The organism is Ruegeria sp. CH2 (genome assembly GCF_056537065.1).
In genome coordinates this window covers 879466-899651 of sequence record NZ_JBQFQV010000001.1, presented here as the reverse complement: position 1 = coordinate 899651, position 20186 = coordinate 879466, and the positions used below count along the sequence as shown (strand labels likewise).

The 20186-nt window shown below is 58.7% G+C and carries 17 protein-coding genes; 3 read left to right on the top strand and 14 right to left on the bottom strand.

Annotated features, from left to right (window positions below; translation table 11 throughout):
- The first annotated feature begins 13 nt into the window (after positions 1–13).
- Positions 14–1066 (top strand): tRNA 2-selenouridine(34) synthase MnmH, encoded by a 1053-nt coding sequence (gene mnmH / locus ACR0M9_RS04465; protein ID WP_480772925.1) that lies wholly within the window; start codon positions 14–16, stop codon positions 1064–1066.
- Here mnmH and selD read toward each other — a convergent pair.
- From selD to ACR0M9_RS04430, 7 genes are read right to left on the bottom strand one after another with little or no spacing between them, the layout of a single operon-like run.
- The gene (selD, locus tag ACR0M9_RS04460) at positions 1057–3216 is read right to left on the bottom strand and encodes a selenide, water dikinase SelD (protein WP_480772924.1); all 2160 of its coding nucleotides are present in this window, start codon (positions 3214–3216) and stop codon (positions 1057–1059) included. The genes mnmH and selD overlap by 10 nt on opposite strands.
- A gap of 5 nt (positions 3217–3221) precedes the next feature.
- Positions 3222–3608 (bottom strand): Na+/H+ antiporter subunit G, encoded by a 387-nt coding sequence (locus ACR0M9_RS04455; protein WP_209597047.1) that lies wholly within the window; start codon positions 3606–3608, stop codon positions 3222–3224.
- A gap of 7 nt (positions 3609–3615) precedes the next feature.
- Complete coding sequence (locus ACR0M9_RS04450; RefSeq protein ID WP_209503286.1) at positions 3616–3885, bottom strand: K+/H+ antiporter subunit F; 270 nt, start codon at positions 3883–3885, stop codon at positions 3616–3618.
- Complete coding sequence (locus ACR0M9_RS04445) at positions 3882–4379, bottom strand: Na+/H+ antiporter subunit E (protein WP_209504851.1); 498 nt, start codon at positions 4377–4379, stop codon at positions 3882–3884. The genes ACR0M9_RS04450 and ACR0M9_RS04445 overlap by 4 nt, the downstream gene beginning before the upstream one ends.
- Positions 4379–5923, bottom strand: coding sequence for a monovalent cation/H+ antiporter subunit D (locus ACR0M9_RS04440; RefSeq protein WP_480772923.1), 1545 nt, complete (start codon positions 5921–5923; stop codon positions 4379–4381). The genes ACR0M9_RS04445 and ACR0M9_RS04440 overlap by 1 nt, the downstream gene beginning before the upstream one ends.
- Complete coding sequence (locus tag ACR0M9_RS04435) at positions 5920–6279, bottom strand: Na+/H+ antiporter subunit C (RefSeq protein ID WP_209503290.1); 360 nt, start codon at positions 6277–6279, stop codon at positions 5920–5922. The genes ACR0M9_RS04440 and ACR0M9_RS04435 overlap by 4 nt, the downstream gene beginning before the upstream one ends.
- Positions 6279–9149, bottom strand: a complete 2871-nt coding sequence (locus ACR0M9_RS04430; protein WP_480772922.1) for a monovalent cation/H+ antiporter subunit A — start codon at positions 9147–9149, stop codon at positions 6279–6281. Before ACR0M9_RS04430 ends, ACR0M9_RS04435 begins: the two co-directional genes overlap by 1 nt.
- 233 nt (positions 9150–9382) lie before the next feature.
- Between ACR0M9_RS04430 and ACR0M9_RS04425 the strand changes: the two genes are divergently transcribed.
- Complete coding sequence (locus ACR0M9_RS04425) at positions 9383–9844, top strand: rhodanese-like domain-containing protein (protein WP_480772954.1); 462 nt, start codon at positions 9383–9385, stop codon at positions 9842–9844.
- Positions 9841–10665 (top strand): CE1 family esterase, encoded by an 825-nt coding sequence (locus ACR0M9_RS04420; protein ID WP_480772921.1) that lies wholly within the window; start codon positions 9841–9843, stop codon positions 10663–10665. Before ACR0M9_RS04425 ends, ACR0M9_RS04420 begins: the two co-directional genes overlap by 4 nt.
- Here ACR0M9_RS04420 and mdoH read toward each other — a convergent pair whose 3' ends face one another.
- From mdoH to ACR0M9_RS04385, 7 genes are all read right to left on the bottom strand, one after another.
- Positions 10666–12537 carry a glucans biosynthesis glucosyltransferase MdoH gene (gene mdoH, locus ACR0M9_RS04415; protein WP_480772953.1) on the bottom strand — a complete coding sequence of 624 codons (1872 nt, stop codon included), beginning with the start codon at positions 12535–12537 and terminating at the stop codon, positions 10666–10668.
- Positions 12534–14033 (bottom strand): OpgD/OpgG family glucan biosynthesis protein, encoded by a 1500-nt coding sequence (locus ACR0M9_RS04410; protein ID WP_480772920.1) that lies wholly within the window; start codon positions 14031–14033, stop codon positions 12534–12536. Before ACR0M9_RS04410 ends, mdoH begins: the two co-directional genes overlap by 4 nt.
- Positions 14030–15247: an OpgC family protein gene (locus tag ACR0M9_RS04405; protein WP_480772919.1), complete on the bottom strand. Its 1218-nt coding sequence runs from the start codon at positions 15245–15247 to the stop codon at positions 14030–14032. Before ACR0M9_RS04405 ends, ACR0M9_RS04410 begins: the two co-directional genes overlap by 4 nt.
- A 28-nt stretch (positions 15248–15275) precedes the next feature.
- The gene (locus ACR0M9_RS04400; protein ID WP_480772918.1) at positions 15276–16646 is read right to left on the bottom strand and encodes a tetratricopeptide repeat protein; all 1371 of its coding nucleotides are present in this window, start codon (positions 16644–16646) and stop codon (positions 15276–15278) included.
- Positions 16647–16825: 179 nt separating this feature from the next.
- Entirely contained in the window at positions 16826–18010 is a 1185-nt protein-coding gene (locus ACR0M9_RS04395) for a CaiB/BaiF CoA transferase family protein (RefSeq protein ID WP_480772917.1), read from the bottom strand.
- Entirely contained in the window at positions 17997–19616 is a 1620-nt protein-coding gene (locus ACR0M9_RS04390) for a thiamine pyrophosphate-binding protein (RefSeq protein ID WP_480772916.1), read from the bottom strand. Before ACR0M9_RS04390 ends, ACR0M9_RS04395 begins: the two co-directional genes overlap by 14 nt.
- A gap of 79 nt (positions 19617–19695) precedes the next feature.
- The gene (locus ACR0M9_RS04385) at positions 19696–20154 is read right to left on the bottom strand and encodes a DUF302 domain-containing protein (RefSeq protein WP_480585105.1); all 459 of its coding nucleotides are present in this window, start codon (positions 20152–20154) and stop codon (positions 19696–19698) included.
- Between the last annotated feature and the right edge of the window lie 32 nt (positions 20155–20186).

The following is a 20186-nucleotide window of genomic DNA, read 5'->3' as shown; positions in this document are numbered from 1 at the left end:
CTAGACCTTCGGCATGGCTCTGAAATTTCCTGACCTGACCCAACTTTACGCGCACAGGTATGATACCGTGATCGACGTTCGCAGCCCTGCCGAGTTTGCCGAAGATCATCTGCCGGGTGCAATAAACCTGCCTGTGCTGAACAACGAGGAACGCGCCCGGGTCGGAACCATTTATGTACAGGACAGCCCCTTTCTGGCGCGCAAGCTGGGTGCTGCTATGGTATTCCGCAATGCAGCCAATCACATCGAACACCACCTCAGCCATCATGACGGAGCGTGGCGCCCCTTGGTCTATTGCTGGCGCGGTGGACAGCGTTCCGGATCATTCACATGGATGTTGCAGCAAATTGGCTGGCGCGCCGAAGTGGTAGACGGCGGCTATCGTACCTACCGTCGATTGGTGAACGCTTATTTGTACGATGATCCCTTGCCACATCGGCTGATCGCACTGGATGGCTACACGGGCACCGCAAAGACCGATCTTTTGGCTCTGTTGCACGCACGAGGCGTACAGATTCTGGACCTTGAAGCGCTGGCCAACCATCGCGGGTCCTTGCTGGGCGAAAGGCCAGGGGGGCAGCCCAGTCAGAAGGGGTTTGAATCTGCCCTGTCCGCTGCGCTGTGTTCAATGGATCCGGCGCGTTCAGTCATGGTCGAAGCGGAATCATCCAAAATTGGCAGCTTGATCCTGCCGCCCAGCCTTTGGAACGCGTTGTGCAAGGCTCCGCGTGTGAACATTACGGCTTCAATTGAAGCCCGTTCTGCCTACTTGGTTCGGGCTTATGACGACATTCTGTCTGACAGTGACCGATTGCGGGACCGGTTATCACCGCTGCGGTTCCATCGCGGGCATGAGGTCGTGGACGGATGGCTGCGATTGATTGATGCGGGTCAAAAACAGGCGCTGACACAGGCGTTGATGGAACAGCATTATGATCCCGCATACACCAAATCCCGGCAATCCCGCCCGGCGCAAGTGTTGGCCAGTCTAGATGTGGAAACTTTGGACAATGCGGGGCTGAGCAACGCGGCCGCGCAAATTGAAAGCCTTCTGGATCAGCTTTGAAGGCGCAAACCCGGTGTGTCGGTCAGCTGGCCAATAATCATTGCCGGATATCCCGCGTCCAGAAGATCTTGCAGAAGGGTTTCGGCGTCCTTCGCATTAACGGCGGCCAGCAGGCCCCCGGCTGATTGCGGATCAAAAAGCAGCGCCGCCTTGCCCCCGGACGGAAGATTGGGCGCAATCGCGCTGTTGTCGGTGAAAATCGTTGACCGGACCCCCTGATCAGTCAGCGCAAGCGCACCGTCCATCACATTTACCGCGTCCAGATCAAGCGTGGCGCCGCAATGCGATGCGTCGCAGATGCCTTGCAGATGCCCGGCCAGACCAAACCCGGTCACGTCGGTCATCGCATGGGCGTTGGCCAAAATGCGGGCTGCATCGCCTTGAGGCTGTGTCATATGTTTGTAGGCTGCCGCGACCCAGGCCCCCTCGGCAAGACCGGCCATTTCCGCCGCCATCAGAACACCGCTTCCCAAGGGTTTGGTCAGGATCAGACGGTCCCCCGGCTGACCACCCGCCAATGTAATCGGGGTAGCCTTGCACAGGCCGGTCAACGTGAAACCGACCGTCATCTCGTCGCCCATTGAGCTGTGCCCGCCGACGATTTCCGCGCCCGCATCGCGCATGACGTCACTCGCGACGGACATGATTTCGGACATTGTGCGGCTTTGCAGGGCGGCAGACATGCGTGGCAGGATGATCGTTGCCGTGGCTGCCTGAGGTGCAGCCCCCATGGCCCAGATATCCCCCAGGGCGTGAATGGCGGCGATACGCGTCATAAGTGTGGGATCGTTGGTGAAAGCCCTCAGATGATCGGACGTCATGACTTGCCGCGCCCCGCCCGTTTGCAAAAGCGCGGCATCGTCGCCGGGCAGGGGGGTGACGTCGGTACGAGTAGGGGCGGGGAGGGATTTCAGGGCGATCTGCAATGCGTCGCGCCCGACCTTTGCTCCACATCCGCCGCACATGGGCTTTTCACCCAAAACCCCATCAAGCCCGGCGGCCCGGTCGCGGGGCAGGGTGGGCGGTGTCATTTGCGGCAGGTCGCGAAACTTGTTCATAAAGGTCTGGTCGATATGGTTCTTCCATGTCCACATCAACGGGCCGCTGAACGATGTTCCCAAACGCTCGGCCAGTGCTGACTTGCCACCCAGTGAGATCAGTTTGAGATAATCTTTTTGCGGTGTGTATTTTCGCATCTGTCCCGCGCCGAGCGCTGCGCGCAGATTATCGTACAAAACCGGCGCTTCGCGCACCGCATAGACACCAGCCTTCGGTCTGGGGTTCTCCGTAAGATGGGCACAATCCCCGGCGGCAAACACAGCCGGATCACTGGATTGCAGGTAGCCGTTCACGCGGATGTATCCGTCCTGAAGGTCAAGCCCTGTGTTTGCGACCCAGTCATAGGCGCGGGCTCCGGCGGCACCGGTCACGAAACTAGCCGGAATTGTGCGCCCGTCCTTTAGTTCCACGTGATCCTGCCCGATCCGGGTGATCACCGCGTTTTCAATCACCTCCACACCAAGGTCGTGCATTGCAATCCGGATTGTTGCCGCCGCCTTGGGTTTGGTTGCAGTCAGGGCCGACGCACTATCGATCAGGGTAATCTGTGCTGCCCGCCCCCTGGCCTTCAACGCATGTGCCATCGCCATGACCAGTTCGACGCCCGCGACGCCGCCACCGATCACAGCGACCGAGGCCGGGCCTTGATCCTTTAGATACTCGGCCCATTTTGCGGCAAAGGGTCCCAACGGCTTGGCTGGCACTGCATATTCCGCAAAGCCCGGCAGGGCGGGCATGTCCGACGTGATCCCTACATTGACCGAAGCCACGTCGAAGCCTACCGGAGGATGCCCAGGGACGTGCACTTCGTGTGTTTCGGTATCGATGCCATTGACCGTGCCCAAGATCACCCGCGCGCCTGCGAAACGGGCCAGTCTGACAAGATCGATATCCAGCTCCCACCGGTCGTAATGTCCGGCGACATATCCGGGCAACATCCCGGAATAGGGGGCGGTGGGGCCGGGGTTGATCACGGTTACCCGGGCGCCGGGCAAAGGGCTCATTCCCCATTTGCGCAGCAGCAGGGCATGGGTGTGGCCGCCGCCAATTAAAACCAGATCACGGGTCAGGGGCAGCGGAGATGTGTGCATTTGTGTTAATTCGCGCTGTGGTCCGGAACATCCTCGACCTGCTCGACCGCATGGGTGGCCCAAAGCTCATCCTCGCCAGCATCGGGCAGGTCACTGGGCAGTTCATGACGGTGAATGTGCCATTTTGCAATGAACAGGGCCGTGATCGGAGCCGTCAGGAATAAAAACAGCGTGATCAGAAGCTCGTGCAGCGACAGTTTGCCTTCCAGCAGAACGGAATGGGTGATCGAAGCCAGCAACACCCCGCCCACACCCAAAGTAGTCGCCTTGGTCGGCGCATGAAGGCGGGACATAGGGTCATTCAGCTTGATCATGCCGAAGGACCCGACAAACCCGAAAACACCCGAGATTATAAGGAAAACGGCGATCAGCAGCTCTGCAATGAATGTCATATCGCCCTCATTCGATGATGTTGCCGCGCAGCATGAAGCGCGCATATGCGACGGTCGAGACGAAACCCAGCATCGCGATGATCATGGCCGCTTCAAAGAAAATCTCGGTCCCTTTCGACAGGCCATAAAGGATCATCAGGGCAATCGTGTTGATGACCATAGTATCCAGAGCCAGAACCCGGGTCCCAACGCCGTCTGCGGTGATGATCCGCCACAGACACATCATGATCGCCGCGCCGAAACAGGCAAATGCAAAGTAGATTGCGTATTCGATCATTCGAAAATCTCCTTCAGGCGACGTTCATAGCGCTGCTTGATTTCGTCGCGCACCTGATCCGGGTTTGGTGCATCCAGGCAATGGACCAGCAGATTGTGCCCCTGTGCCGACAGGTCGCAACTGACGGTGCCGGGTGTCATCGTGATGGTCCCGGCCAGCACGGTTATGGCCTCGGGTGTCCGAAGCTCCAGTGGAATGCACACCCAGTTGGGCCGCCGGTCTTCATTGCGTTTGAACAGGACGATGCGGGCCACGGTCACGTTCGCGACGACAATATCCCACAGCACTACGATCATGTATTCGGCGACCATTGGCCAGTTGCGCAGCTTGGGCCTGTCGGGCCAGTAGGGTTGTGTGACAAAGGGAATGATGATCCCAAGGATCAGGCCAAAGACCAGAGAATTCAGCGACGGCTTGTTCGCCAGCAGGATCCAGACGATCGTCAACAAAATGGTCAGGTGCGGGTGCGGAAATATCCGGTGTAGCAGTTTCATCACTCGGCCCCTCCCAATACGGCAGAGATGTAGTTTTCAGGCGTAAACAGCTGCCCTGCGGTTTGGCTTGTATATTCCAGCGCAGGGCCCGCGAACAATGTTAGCAGGATCAGGCCGGCTACGGCGCCAAACACGGCAGTAAAGGCCAGACCGGGTTGTGGTTCAGGTGCGACCGGTGCGGGGGCAGCTTCATTTTCCGCTGGCTCTGCTATCGGAACAGCCTGAGTGTCGTAGCTTTTCCAGAAAATCAAAGTTCCGGCTCGGGCCAAGCCAATTATTGTGACGAATGAGCTGATCAGAATCACGGCCCAGACCGTCGTGGCATCCGAAGCATCGCGCGAGGCGTCCAGCACAAGCAGCTTGCCTATAAAGCCGGACAAGGGCGGCATTCCCGCCATCGCAATCGCCCCCACGAAGAACAGTGCGGACACCAAACCGCTTTGCGGCATCGGTGGCGTCGGCGCGATGGCCCCGCCGCGCCGCGCCATCACCAGATCGGCAACCAGGAACAGCAGGGCTGTCGCCAGCGTCGAATGGAAGACATAGTACAGCGCCGCGGCTGTCGCATCAGGCGTGAATTGCGAGATCGCGATCAACAGGGTGCCCATGGATGCAATCGCGCAGAACGCCACCATGCGGGCGATGTGTTTTGACCCCAGAATGCCGATAGTCCCGACAGCCAAAGTGACAAGTGCAGCAGGTTGCAACCACTCACCCGCCAGACCCTCTGTCGCTGCGACATCGGGGCCAAAGGCCAGTGTGAACATCCGCAGAATTGAGTAAGCCCCGACCTTTGTCATGATTGCAAACAGGGCCGCGACGGGCATTGGCGCATTGGCATAGCTGGCAGGTAGCCAGAAATGCAGGGGCAGAACGGCGGCCTTGATGCAAAAGACCAGCAGTAAAAGGACCGCGCCAACCCGCAGCAATGCTGTATCCTCGGCGGGGATTTCTGCAACCCGTAAGGCGATATCCGCCATGTTCAGTGTCCCGGTCACGCCATAGATCGTGCCCAAGGCGAACAGGAACAAGGTCGATCCCAACAGGTTGTAGGCCACATATTGCACACCCGCCTTCAACCGTACCGCACCGCCACCATGGGTCATCAGACCGTAAGAGGCGATCAGCAAAACTTCAAAAAACACGAAAAGGTTAAAGGCATCTCCGGTCAGAAATGCGCCGCAGACACCCATAAGCTGAAAATGGAACAGGGCGTGGAAGTGCTTGCCCCGATCATCCCAGCCCGAAGCTATTGCATAAAGCACAATCGGCAAGGCAAGCAGAGCTGTCAGCAAAACCATCATAGCTGACATTCGATCCAGCACCATGACAATGCCAAACGGGGCGGGCCAGTTTCCAAGCTCGTAAACCTGAATATCTCCGCCCGAAGCCTGCGCCGTGATTGTCAGCGCAATTCCAAGCAAGGCCACAACACCGGCGACCGAAAAGATGCGCTGCAGATCCAGATGGTATCGCAGGACCATGATGCTAAACGGAGCCAGGATCGCGGGCAGGACGATCGGCGCAACGATCCAGTGGTTCATGCGTCTTCTCCTGCTGCGTCCACGCTGTCCTGCGCTGTCATGTCGATATGGTCATCCTTGGAGGACAGGTACGCGCTGAGCGAGATCATCACGATCACCGCGGTCATTCCAAAGGAAATCACAATTGCGGTCAGCACCAGCGCCTGTGGCAGAGGATCGGTGTAAGCGACGTCCTTGTATTTGTTCAGAACCGGGGGGGCGTTCAGCGCAAGACGCCCGGTCGCGAACAGGAACACGTTGACCGCGTAAGTGATCAGCGACAGGCCCAGAATGACCGGAAACGTCCGGCGGCGCAGGATCAGGAATATTCCGGCAGCGGTCAATATACCGACGGCAGAGGCTACGAGCGCTTCCATCAGGCCTGCTCCTTCTCTTGTTCTTGTTCCGGTGGAGAGTCCCGCAGGGGATTGATATCCATCGGGAATTCCTGTGCCATTCCGGGCTGCCACGCAAAGCGGGACAGGCTGTCGAGTGCCAGCATGACCGCACCCAGAACCGCAAGGAACACGCCCGTGTCAAACAGCATGGCGGTGGCCCATTCGAATTCCTCAAGCGGGGGCCAGTGGAGATAGCCAAAATCACTGGTCAGGAAGGGGCGTTCATTGAACCAGGCCCCCAGCCCCGTGGCAGCGGCGATCAGCACGCCCCAGCCAATGGTGCCGTGGTAATAAAACCGCTGCCGCTCAATCGCCCAAGTATAGCCGCTGGCCATGTATTGCATCAGATAGGCGATGGCGACGATCAGCCCAGCGATAAATCCGCCGCCGGGCTGGTTGTGCCCACGGAAGAAAATATAGGCTCCGACCATCAGCGCAATCGGCATCATCACGCGGGTCGCCACAACCATCATCAGCGGGTGTGAATCACCAGACTGCGGCCAGTGCGGTTTGCGATTCAGCAGGTAACTGCGGACATTGGTGCTTAGCACGGATTCCGTCAGCGCAAAGATAATCAGCGCGGCAATGCCCAGCACGATGATCTCTCCAAACGTATCAAAACCCCGGAAGTCGACCAGGATCACGTTGACCACATTGGTGCCGCCACCGCCCTTATAGGAATTGGCCAGATGGAACTCTGAAATCGTTGGAAATGCAAAATCGCGCATCATCATCGCGTAGACCAGCGCGCCGGTGCCAAGACCGGCAACGACGGAAATCGCGGCATCCCGCCATCGCCGCGCTGCGCTGCTGTCCCATGGCGTCTCGGTCGGCAGGAAGTTCAGCGACAGCAGCAACAAGATCATCGTTACCACCTCGACCGAGATTTGCGTCAGGGCAAGGTCCGGAGCGGAAAGATAGTTGAACGCGATGGAAACGATCAGGCCCACGACGCCGATCAACACCAGCGACAACAGGCGGTTCCGGTGGAACCACATGATACCAAGCGTTGCGCCCACCAGACAAATCCAGCCGATCATCGGAATGATCTGCGCTGGCAGCGGAACGCGGGTTTCCAAGCCGATGGTTCCTGTCGAATAGGCGTAATAACCAAGGCCCACGGTGAAAGCGACGAAGATGATCGCATAGCGGCTGAGAACACCGTTATGCATTTCATCGGTGATCCAGCGGCTTAATCTGGTCAGCGCGTCGATGATTGCCTCAAAGATCACCTTGGCCTCGGGTCGGGGCAGGGCATTCCAGACCTGCTCGCCGCGTTTGTGCATTGCCAGCAGGAACAGGCCGCCCAACGTCGCAACAACCGACATGTAAAGTGCAGGCGTGAAGCCATGCCACAGTTTGAGCGAGTAATACGGCAGCTTCTCGCCGCCTATCACCGCGCTGGAAACCACGGCGATCAGGGGGCCAACGATTACTGCGGAATTCAGACCGATCAGGACGACCAGCACCACCAGCAATGCGGGTGCCAGCCACAGCCCGACAGGCGGGTCATGCGGATGGCTGGGATAGTCTTCTCGCTTGGGTCCAAGGAAAACATGGCTGACGAAGCGGAAAGAATAAGCGGCCGAGAACAGCGCTGCCAAAAGTGCCAGCCCCGGAACCAGATAATGTGAATGCAACCAAGTGGTGTGAACGGTCTCTTCCAGCATCATCTCTTTCGACAAAAAGCCGTTCAGCGGCGGCAGACCCGCCATGGACAGGGCCGCGATGGTGCCGATGGTGAAGGTGATCGGCATCAGGTGACGCAGACCCCCCAGCCGTTTCAGGTTCCGCGTGCCGGTTTCGTGATCCACGATCCCGGCGGTCATGAACAGGGCGGCCTTGAAGGTCGCATGGTTGATTATGTGGAAAATGGCGGCCACGGCGGCAATTTTAGTGCCAAAGCCCAATAGCATGGTGATCAGGCCCAGATGGGATACAGTCGAAAAGGCCAGCAACGCCTTTAGATCATCCTTGAACAGCGCGATGACCGCACCCAGCAGCATGGTGATCAGACCAGTCGTGGCCACGATGTAGAACCACGCATCTGTTCCTGCCAGAACAGGCCACATCCGCGCCATCAGGAACAGACCGGCTTTCACCATGGTGGCCGAGTGCAGATAGGCAGACACCGGCGTCGGCGCGGCCATTGCGTGGGGCAGCCAGAAGTGAAACGGGAACTGTGCCGACTTGGTGAAGGCGCCCAGCAGGATCAGGATCAACGCTGGCAGGTAGTAGGGGGACGCCTGGATCAGCTCCTTATTCTGCAAAATGACACTCAGGTCATAGGATCCAACGATATTGCCGAGGATCAGCATCCCGGCGATCATCGCCAACCCGCCCGAGCCGGTGACGGCCAAAGCCATGCGCGCGCCCTGACGGCCATCGGGCAGGTGTTTCCAATAGCCGATCAGCAGGAATGAGCTGAGCGATGTAAGTTCCCAGAAAACAATCAAAAGTAGGATATTGTCGGACAGGACAATACCAACCATCGCCCCCTGAAACAGCAGCAGATAGGTATAGAACTGCCCCATCGGATCTTCGCGCGACAGGTAGAACCGTGCGTAGAGGATGATGAGCAATCCAATGCCAAGGATCAGCAAGGCGAAAAGAAATCCCAGCCCGTCCAGCATGAAATTCGCGTTCAGGCCCAACCTCGGTATCCAGTCAAACCGGGCAGTCACGACGTCTCCGCGTATTACCGAAGGGATGTGGATCAGCAGCCCCATCAGGGCCAGAAATGTGGTCAACCCGGCTGCGGATGCGGCGGCATTTCGGCCCGCGCGGATCAGCAGTGCGGGAAATACAGCACCAAGGAAGGGAAGGGCCGCAATAAGGAATAGGGACAAGTGCGATACTCCGGTCTGGGCGGTCAGGGTGAGGTCAATTTTGTAAGGATATTTTGCCGACTGTCCAGAGATGGCAACTTTTTAACGAGCTGAAATGGATCACCAAGGTATTGGCGGCGCAGCGCATTAATGACGCGATCTTGATCTGCGAGCTGTCTTTCACCGCGCAACCTGCTGTTTGGTTGTGATAGAAACAGCACCAGCGAACAGGAGGCTGAGGTGTGGCCGAAAAAATGAACCGATCCCGACGGTGGGTAGTGATTGGCGTCGGTGCCGCGATTGCTGCCGGGTTTGCGATCAGGCAATACAGACTGATCCCTGAAGATCACAGCGGTGGCCGGATCAGTGTGGCCGACGCCCATGAGCAGGCCGCGGACGGGCGCGTTCTGCTGGTTGATATCCGCACACCGCGCGAGTGGCGCGCCTCGGGAATAGGCGAGGGCGCGGTACCGCTGGACATGCGCCGCGAGGATTTCGTCGACGTTCTGACACAAATGACCGGCGGTGATCAGGCTGCGCCCGTGGCGCTGATCTGCGCCCGAGGGGTGCGGTCCGCGCGCCTCAGCAATCGTTTGATTGAAGCCGGATTCACAAATATCATCGACGTACCCGAGGGTATGTTGGGCTCGGCGGCCGGGCCGGGATGGGTAAGGACCGGTTTACCGGTCCGTAAATACAGTGAGGATGCAGGATGATCAGGGAAATCAGCCTGGCAGCAGTATTTGCCTTCACCGCGCAGTTGGCCTTGGCGGATTGTGCTGATCAGGGGGAAATTTGCGAAACATCCTTGGGCGCGTATCACATCGAATTGCCCGGTGCGGAAAACCCGCCGTTGTTGGTGTTTCTGCACGGGTATGGCGGCAGTGGATCTGGCACGATGCGAAATCGCGGGATGGTCGAACCTCTGCTGGCGCGGGGGTATGCTGTGATGGCACCGGAAGGTTCGGAAAGGCCCAACCGGGGCGGCAGAAAAAGCTGGAACTTTATTCCAGGATTTGGCAAACGGGATGAAACCGCCTTTCTGTCCGAAGTGGTTCAGGACGCGGAAAACCGGTTCGGAATCAATGCGGACCGGGTCATGCTGGGCGGGTTTTCGGCTGGTGGCTTTATGGTCAACTATCTCGCCTGCAAGGCGCCCGAGACATTTTCGGCATATGTTCCGGTGTCCGGAGGATTCTGGAGGCCACACCCGGAAACCTGCAAGGGTCCAATCCGGATGTTTCATACCCATGGCTGGACGGACAACGTGGTACCGCTTGAGGGGCGCGTACTGGGCGGTGGCCGGTTTCGGCAGGGCGATATCTATGCCGGGCTCGAAATCTGGCGCGAGGCAAATGGCTGCGTCGATCACAAACCGGCCGGCTTTAGCACAACGGGGAATTTTATGCGCCGCCGCTGGACCACCTGTGCCAAAGGCAGCGCGCTGGAGTTTGCCTTGTTCCCGGGCGGTCATACAGTTCCAGCCGGTTGGGCTGATATGGTCGTGGATTGGTACGAAGGGCTTCCCGGTAGCTGATCACTCTGCCGGGGTCATGTTGATCTTGCCTTCAACCAGTTGCTTCAGCTCGGCTCGGTAACGGCGGGCCGACCGGGTGATGGCAGGTTCGCGGAAATCCTCGCGCATTCCGACCATCCGGCGTGCGGCACCGGCCGAAACACCGCTGAGTGCCGATAGCGGAATGGCAAGTGCGAGACTGATGGCAATCGGAGCCAGCCAGATCGAGACCAGCCCGGACAGGATACCAACACTCAAGGCTATGCCACTGACGGTTTCCAATGCGTGACACAGGATCAGCGTGCGCAATCCGTAACTGCCACCGTCGCGTGCTTGCGGCGACCAGCCCCGCTGAATGCCAAGCGCTGTCCGGAAAACGGCGATCATCTGTTGCACCATCAAGATCGGCGCATACAGGATCGACAGAATGACCTCGGCCAGAAACGAGGTCAGGAACTTGAGGCCGCCTCCGAACTCGGAATAACGCACACCGCTTAGCGGCAAAGCCAGAACTCCCAGCACCTTGGGTGCCAGCAGCATTGCATACATCACGAGAATGATCAGAACGTGCCGGGTTTCCGACATTTCCGGCCATTGCGGGAACAGCGGATTATCGGGGCTGAAGTAATGCAGGACAGAGGCGTCTTTGCCCTGACCGATCAGTGCCCACATCAACAGCAGCGCAAACCACAGCGGTGACATCAGGTATCCTACGGCACCGTGGAACATGTGAAAACGCGAGACGGCCCGGAATCCAGTCGAGCCCAGCAGTTTCAGGTGTTGCAGGTTGCCCTGGCACCAACGCCGATCCCGCATCGCATGATCTATCAGTGTGGGGGGCGTTTCCTCGTAAGATCCCCGAATGCGCGGCAGGAACCGCACCGCCCATCCGGCACGGCGCAGCAATCCAGCCTCGACGAAATCGTGGCTCATGATCAGCTTGTCCTGACCGTTGAACGCACGCAGCTTGGGCAGTCCGGCACTGGTGGCGAAAGCCTTGGTGCGGATTATGGCGTTGTGGCCCCAATAATTGCCCTCTTGCCCGCACCAGCGCGCCAACCCTTCGGCAAAGGCGATGCCATAGACCCCATTGGCGAATTGTTGCATCCGGGCAAATACCGATTGCGCGCCGATCAGTTGCGGATAGCTCTGGATCAGCCCGGCACCGGGATCACGCGCCAAAGCATCGGTCAGCCGGTGTATGGCGCGACCGGTCATAAGGCTGTCCGCATCCAGAACCAGCATCGCGTCCCAGTCTGCGCCCCAGCGACTGACCCAGTCGGCGATGTTACCCACCTTGCGGTCGGTGTTCTGCTCGCGGCGGCGGTAATACAACTCCAGCCCCGGGGCGAGCGTGGTGCGCAGGGCTTCGACGCTGGCTTGTTCCTGTGCCGCGATTTCAGGGTCGCGTGTGTCGGACAGGATGAACATGGCATAGTGATGCTGCCCTCCGCGTGCCTGCAAATCTTCAAGCATGGTGCGGGCGTTGCCCAGTACGTTCCATGGCACTTCGTTGTATACCGGTGTCAAAAGGGCCACGCGTAGGGGCTGTGCTGTGCGCTTGCGCTGCGGACGATCCTGTCGCGACAGCGAAACCATACCCAGCAGAACGGTGCAGACCGTGAACGAAATCCAGAAGAAGTTGAACGAGATAAGCGCCAACAGGATGCCCTCGATCAGATTGATTCCCTGGGCGCTGAACCAGTCGCTCATAATCCACAGCAGGCCCAATGTCGCCACCATCGCCGGTGAAAACGCAAGCGCGCGCCAAAATCCAGTCGCGCCCGTGTCTGTGCCCGACGGGGCATCGGCATCGTGGAACCCCACGTTGAAATTCTGCGCGGGCATCGCCAGAGGTGCTTCAGGCGGCATGATATGCAGATCGCGGTTCATATGGTCCATCGGTAAAGCCACACCTCAGAGGCGGGCTGTTTGTCTTTCAGCAGTTGCGCGCGCAATTCGACATGATCGCGCCCATCAGGCTGGAACGAAAACGCCAGACGCAATCCACCCGTATCCGGGTTGCGTTGCAGAACACCGTCCGAGGTTTCGGCATGAGGGGAATCCACGAAGACACTGATCGCCTCGATATCATCGAACAAATCGCTGCCTTCGAAATCGATGACGGCCAAACGCCCCTCACCGAAGGTGTTTTCGCCCATGGCGGTGTTGGTCACCCGTGGCATCGGAGTGCGCTGAGGCTCCTCACCCCAGATCAGACGATAGGACAGATCAACCCGACTGCCTGCCGCATAGGGCTCTGCCGGACGCCAATAGGCGACGATGTTGTCATAGATTTCCTGATCGGCCGGTATCTCGACCAGTGTAACGGTGCCTTTGCCCCAGTCGTCCCGAGGCTCGACCCACAGACCCGGGCGCTTGTGATAATTCGCCTCAAGGTCGGCATAGTCCGAAAACTCGCGCTTGCGCTGCATCAGCCCGAAGCCGCGCGGGTTCTCGTCAACGAAAGACGATATTTGCAGGCGGGCCGGGTTTGCCAGCGGACGCCACAACACCTCGCCCGCGCCATTGCGGATCAACAGCCCGTCGCTGTCGTGGACGGCCGGACGGAAATCGTCGAACCGGCTGTGGTTGGTCTGGTCGAACAGAAACATCGAGGTGCCCGGCGCGATACCTACATGAGGTAGGTCTTCGCGGGGAAACAGCGTGGCCTCGACGTCGATAATGCAATCCGCCCCCGCCGTGACATTGAAGCGATAGGCACCAGTCACGCTGGGACTGTCCATCAGCGCATGTACGACCATATTCCGATGGCCGGGCTTGGGGCGCTCCAGCCAGAAACGGATGAACTCAGGAAATTCCTCGCCATCCGGGTCGCCTGTTTTCAGGGCGAGACCGCGTGCCGACAGACCGTAGACCTCGTCCAGACCAATAGCGCGGAAATAGCTGGCACCCTGCCAGACGCAGAACTCATCCGTCTTGCCGGGTCGGTGCATCTCGGTCCGCAGCCGTAGGCCTGAAAAGCCCAGAGTCTCGTCGATGGGCAATTGCGGCACATCTTCGGATTTGTCGAACATCCCCAGATCGAAATCGACTGGTGTTGTCATGCCATTTTCGACCGTTTCCACCTTGATGGTCCGGGGGAAATACAGGCCCGGTGTGAAGAAATCGACGTTGAATGGCGTTTCGGTTTCGTACCACAACGCCCGGTCCAGCCGAAAACGGATCGAGCGATATTGTTCGTAAGTCAGATCCTGCCATTCTTGGGGAACCATTTCGCGTTCCGCATAGGGGCGGCTGGCCAGTTCGCGGGCCAGTTCGATCACGTGGTCGCGGTCAAAGGGGACTGCGCCCCCGGTCGCATAGGCCGATGGGGCAAAGGCCAAGGCAGTCGTCGAGACTAGGAATGCGCGACGGGTGAAATTCATCTCTTCAATTTCCAGGGTTGAGACTTAAACCAAGCTGCCAGATAGGCCACACCGATGATCATGGCAAAGCCAATTATGTTGGCGACAAAGACGGTGGCAACATCCCGCCCAGCTTGATCGAGGGCAACGCCGATAAGTCGTGCTGCTGCCATGGAAAATACAAACACCGCAAGGGATTGCTGACCGACTTTGGTGATGACAGTCAGAAGGAATTGCCAGACACGCGCGCCTATTCCGTGACCCGTCGCTATCAGGCGGTGACCATGTTCGCCTGCCGCGACCCAGCCCAGATAGGCCAGTGACAGAAAATGGACATATCGCAGCGCACCAAACTCGGTCTTGTCGCGCAATTCGTCGGTCAGTGGCCAGATCTTTCGGATCGCAGCGCCCAACTCAGGCGCAGCGCTGTTAACCCAGAGGAAGACCTTCCAAGATCCAAACGGAGCTGACAGGATCAGGAACAAGGCAGCCGCCCAGACCAGAGATTTCGATACTGGTGGAGCGGGAATCCATCCGCGCATCAAGGCAAATCCGGTGAAGAACAGCAATTGCCAGCCAAACGGGTTGAAAAACCATTGCCGATCCGACCAAGGCTCGGCCGGAAGGGCCAGCGCGCCGGTCTGAGTGATGCACCAGATGGTCACAGATGCAGCCGCCATCAGCCAGAAACTGACACGGTACAGCGCGATGTAGAGCGGCATCAGCGCCAGTACCACCAGATACATCGGAAGGATGTCAAAGTAGTTCGGTACATAAGTCAGGGTAAAGATCCCCACCATCTGCGGGGCGGGATCATTGAAGAAATGCTGAAGGTTCAGGGACGAGACATAGGTTTTCCCGAACGCGCCGGTCAGGTCCAGCGCTGCCATTGTCATGGCGACAAAGAAGAACAGGGCAATATGGGCCCAATAAACCTGCCAGATGCGATAGGCCACTCGGGCCGTGCCCATCCACCAGCCTTTGTACAGGAACGCCCCGCCGAAGGCGATGGCCGAGGCCATGCCCGAACAGAACACGAAAATCTCGGTTGCGTCCGAATACCCAAAGCGCGCCGGGATCCAATTCGCCCAAGGATCATTGGGAATGTGGGCGATCAGGATGATGAACATCGCGATGCCGCGATAGAAATCCAGTCGCGGGTCACGCGTGCGGGCGGGGGCCGCAGCCGGGGCTGCGACGGGTGCAAAATCAGCAGCGGGCGATATGGTCGCCATACGGTCTCTGTCCTTCTTGGTCGTCTTGTTATTCGGCGGGGACGCTTTGCATGTCTCCGCCGTCGCGTGCCGCATCAATCAGGGCGCGGCGCGCGATGGCATAATTGTCTTCACCCCCGGCGCGCTTGGCGCGACGGTCATCCAGAATGCGTTCAACCGCATCAAGACGACCGGCCCGAAGCCCGGAATCGATGGTAATGCGTTCAAATACATCACGTTGCGCGTGACTGCCACCAGCCAGTTGCATTGAACCGCGCGCTGCCAACAGGTGATCAAATGCCGTGCCATAATGGCCGTCACCAAAGGCTTCAAGGCCCATGGCGGCCGCGACACCGGGATCAGCCATACGGCGGGTGGTGTCGTCATTGGCACGCGCTGCATCCTTGCTCATGCGGTTCAGCATTTTGGCTGTGGCGTCGACGCGATTGTCGCCTGTCAGTGCCAAAAGGTAATGCAGATCGGCGAAGATCAGGCAGCCGTCTTCGGTGCGTGCGGCACTCAGGTCAGCCAGTTCTTCCCAGCGATTTCCGACATTTACGCCTTCTAATTCAAGCCGCATCAGAAGCGAAGTTCCGTTCGAGATGTCGCGGTAATCGTCGGTTTTGTCCTTGCGGACGTGGTTGTCATACAGGTCCATCACCTGATCGACCTGACCCAGATCCAGATGCATCAGGGCCTTGTGCCACCAGACGTGATAGCGGAAGTTGTTGCAATGGGCCCAGGCCGCCTCGCGCCCGGCCAGCCAGTCAAGGCCCAGCTGCGCGTTGCCGGTCATTTCATGGACATGGGCCACCGCGTGCAGACCCCAGGCATCATCGGACACCATCCAAAGCGCCTGACGTCCCGCGATTTCGGCCTTTTCGTAGGCTCCGGTTTCTTCCAGCGCGAAGGAATGGCAGCCCAGCAGATAACCCCGACCGGGGTGATCGGGTTCATATGCAGGCATAACCCGTTCGATCGAACGGCGCATTCCGTCCGGATCGCCCAGAACGAAACGGGTCGCGTGGCTGAGTTTCATCGCCAACGTATCCTGCGGATGGTCGCGCAGGACCGCTTCGAACTTTTGCACCGCCTGTGTCAGTTGGCCCGCAAGATACAGCCCCAATGCATCGACAAACAGCCGCTCGCGCGTCGAGACGGGCTGCCGTTTCATCGCAGCATTGGCTGCTGCCAAAGCCTCGACCGCAACCGCCATCATCTCTCGTCGACCGAGAAGGGCCATGAACAGGCCTTTAACGGCATGGCCCAAAGCAAAATTGGGCTCAAGCTCCAACACTTTGCCCAGATGTTGGGGCGTAACCGCGGCATGTGCCATGAACCCAAGCAGAACACCATTCCAGGCTTCGACAGCTTCAGGCTGCGCCAAGGTGTTCATCTGTCCAAAAATGTCTTGTTTCATACTTGGGTCCAATCTGATTGCGGTATTTGACACTGTTTGATGTAACAGAGTGTGCGAGAGCGGCGTATCAGTATCGACCCCGCTCTCGAATTGGTGAAATGTCGTGTGTGAAAAAGTCGAAAAAATCCGCCGATTCAAAGGCATGTTTCAGCAACTTGCCGCCTAGTTGTGCAAGTGTTTCAATCGTCGAACGGGTTTTCAGCGTTTAATACCCAGTCAGTGTCCGCCCCGCAGGTGGGTGGTGCGCTGCGATATGTTACAGGCGTACGTGACAGGTTAAGGGGATTCCCGATCAGGTTCACCTTACCGGGCTGGGCCTGCATCGAAATCTGCATATTTCGTGCTGCTACCTGTTCCGTGTCAAAAACCTGATCCAGCGTCTGGACCGGACCAACAGGCACTTTCACGTCTTCAAGACCGGAAATTACGGATCGCGTATCCAGCCGTTGAACAGCCGGCCGAAGAATGGCGTTCAGCGCATCACGGTGTTCCAGTCGCGCCGGGTTGGTCACGAATCTGGGGTCGTCGGCAAGTTCGGGTTGTCCCAGGAAACCGCACAGTTTTTTGAATTGGCCATCATTTCCAACCGCCAGAATGACATGCCCATCGGATGTCTCGTAAACGTCATAAGGCACGATATTGGGGTGCCCGTTTCCGCGGCGTTGCGGAACGTTGCCAGAAGTCAGGTAATTGACGCCCTCGTTGATCAGCCATGCGATCTGAGAATCAACCAGTGCCAGATCGACCTGCTGACCTTCACCGGTCAGGTCGCGGTGGCGCAGTGCGGCCAGAATACCAACGCTCGCATACATTCCGCACATCACATCAGCGATTCCGACCCCCACTTTCATCGGCGCGCCTTCCGGGTCGCCGGTCAGGGACATGATCCCTCCATAGCCTTGCGCCATCAGGTCATAGCCGGGCTTGCTGGCATTTGGTCCGGTTTGGCCGTAACCCGAAATCGAGCAGTAAACGAGGCTGGGGAACTCCTGCGACAGGGTGGCATAGTCCAGCCCGTATTTCGCCAGACCGCCGGGTTTGAAATTCTCAATCAGAATATCCGCGTGTGAGGCCAGCCGTCGGATTTCCGCCTGACCTTTCTCAGTCGCGATATCCAGCGCCACGGATTTCTTGTTTCGGTTCGCTGACATGAAATAGGCGCTCAGGTCCGAGCGGTTGCCGTCGGCATCGGTGACATAGGGCGGACCCCATTGCCGCGTGTCGTCGCCCCCGGTGGCAGGGTTTTCGATCTTGATGACGCTTGCGCCCAGATCACCCAGCAACTGCGTGCAGGTCGGCCCGGCCAGAATACGGCTGAGGTCCAGAACCTTGACGCCCTTCAGGGGGCCCTCAGATGCGGCCATCGTATCCTCCACGGTCGATTTCAGCGGCGATGACGGTAAATGTCTCGGCCTTTACAGCAGCTTCAAGTGCTGCACGCAACTCTGCCCGGTTGCGGACAGTGTGGCCGTTCCCACCAAATGCACGGCCCATGGCGGCGAAGTCATGGTGGCCGAAATCCACGCCATTCTTGCCCATCTGCCGCTGCCGCTGTTTCAACTCGATAAGGGCAAGGCTGGCATCTACGAAGACAAGAAAGATCGGATTGCCGCCCATTTCAGCCGCCGTCGACATTTCCCCGGCGACCATCAGAAACCCGGCATCACCCGAAAAGCTGATCACCGGGCGGTCGGGCTCGGCCAGTTTCAGACCAATGGCCATTGGGACAGCACAGCCCATGGTGCAGAGCGCCGAGGATTGGATCAGCCCACGTTCTTCGCGGCAGTCCCACATCTGGCTCAGCAGAATGCGATGCGCGCCGCTGTCGGCGGTTGCCAGCGTTTCGGGGGGCAGGGTAGCGCGCGTTTCGGCGATGACCGCTGCGGGTCCCCAGTCCTCATCGGTGGGAAAGGCCTGTGCCAGAGCAGATTTGACCTGCGCGGGCTCACCACCCGGCCACGTTGCGCGGGCAGGGTTTCCCTTGGCGATGGCCTCCAGCGTCTCGCCCGTGTCGGCCACCAGATTAAGACCCGCCTGATGCATGTAGTGGTCATTGATCACCGCTGATATGTCGATGACGCGCTTTTCTTCGGGGTCCCAGATTTCGCGCCAGCCGGGGCGCATTTCGATCGGGTCATACCCCAGACACAGCACCAGATCGGCGTGTTCGACCAATGGGACAAGGTGCTTGTCTGCCAAAGGCGACAGGCCCGCGCCGCCCAAACACAAAGGGTGATCTTCGGGAACAACACCCTTGGCCTTGTAGGTGGTAACAAATGGAATTCCGAAATGTTCCAAAAACGCCTGCACCACACTGCGCGAGTCGTCATAGAGGACATCGAGACCGATAATGGCGATGGGGCGCTCGGCCTCGGCCACCCAGCGCCTGGCTTTTTCCAGGCATTCGCCATTGGGGCTGACAGGCGCGACCTTGGCCAGACGGCGGCGTTTCACACCCGTCACCGGCGTATCGGCGACCGAGATCGGAACATCGATATGGACCGGGCCCGGCCGCGGTTGCGTGGCCAGTGACACCGCCTTGTCTGCGATGATATCCGCGCCCTTGGCCGTCAGTGTAAACGTGCCCTTGGTGATGGAACGGTAAACCTGGCTGTGGTCCATAACCTGATGGGTGTAGGTCAGCGCTTCGTCCGCATCGACGCAACCGGTCAGAACGATCATCGGAACACGGTCCTGCAACGCATTGGCCACCACGTTGATGCCGTTCATCGCGCCCGGACCCAAAGTGGCGACCAGAATCGCAGGCGCGCCGTCGCGGTGATGCACGGCCTCGGCCATGAATCCGGCCGAGTTTTCATGTTTTGTCAGATGAAAAGTGATGCCCGCCTTTTCAAGCGCATCCACCAGTGTCAGCACCTCACCCCCCGGCATTCCAAAGGCGTGGCGGCACCCCGCTTCGTACAGGCGTTGGGCCAGAAGATCGGCGGCGCGCGGCGTGGGGTCCTGCATCAGTCATGCTCCGAGATAACCGTTTCGAAGCAGATTGCGGAGGACGCCACCAGACGCAAGGCGGATCACGTCAGTGTGACTATTTGACTGCGTCTTCAGCGACGGATTGAAAAGTTTTATCCAGTTCCGCGGCAATGTCCTGCAAGGCTTGCCCGCCTTCCGCCATGTAAGGGTCAAACACGAAACTGGGGGTCTTGTAAGACAGGGTTGCGGTTCCGTCCTCGTTCTCGGTGACATAGAAACGGATCGGTGCTTCGATCATCGCATTGGTAGAGGTTTCCAGCACCCTTACGGCGTAATCGTTGTTGAACGCGCCAATCACCATGTTACCCGGAATGGTGATCCCTCGTGCCGCAGCTGCCTTGGTGGGTCCAGCCTGCGTCACCACTATCAATCCGTTGTCCTTGATCGCAGCCTTGGTTGCATCGACCAGTTCCGAGTAGGTCTTGTCCGCGGGAAACACGGTCCAACCGGTTGGGGCGTCCTGTGCCCAAACGGGTAAAGCGATCAGGCAGAGCAAGGGAATGAGGGCTTTCATTGTCACGTATCCTGTATTGAGGTGCAACCTGT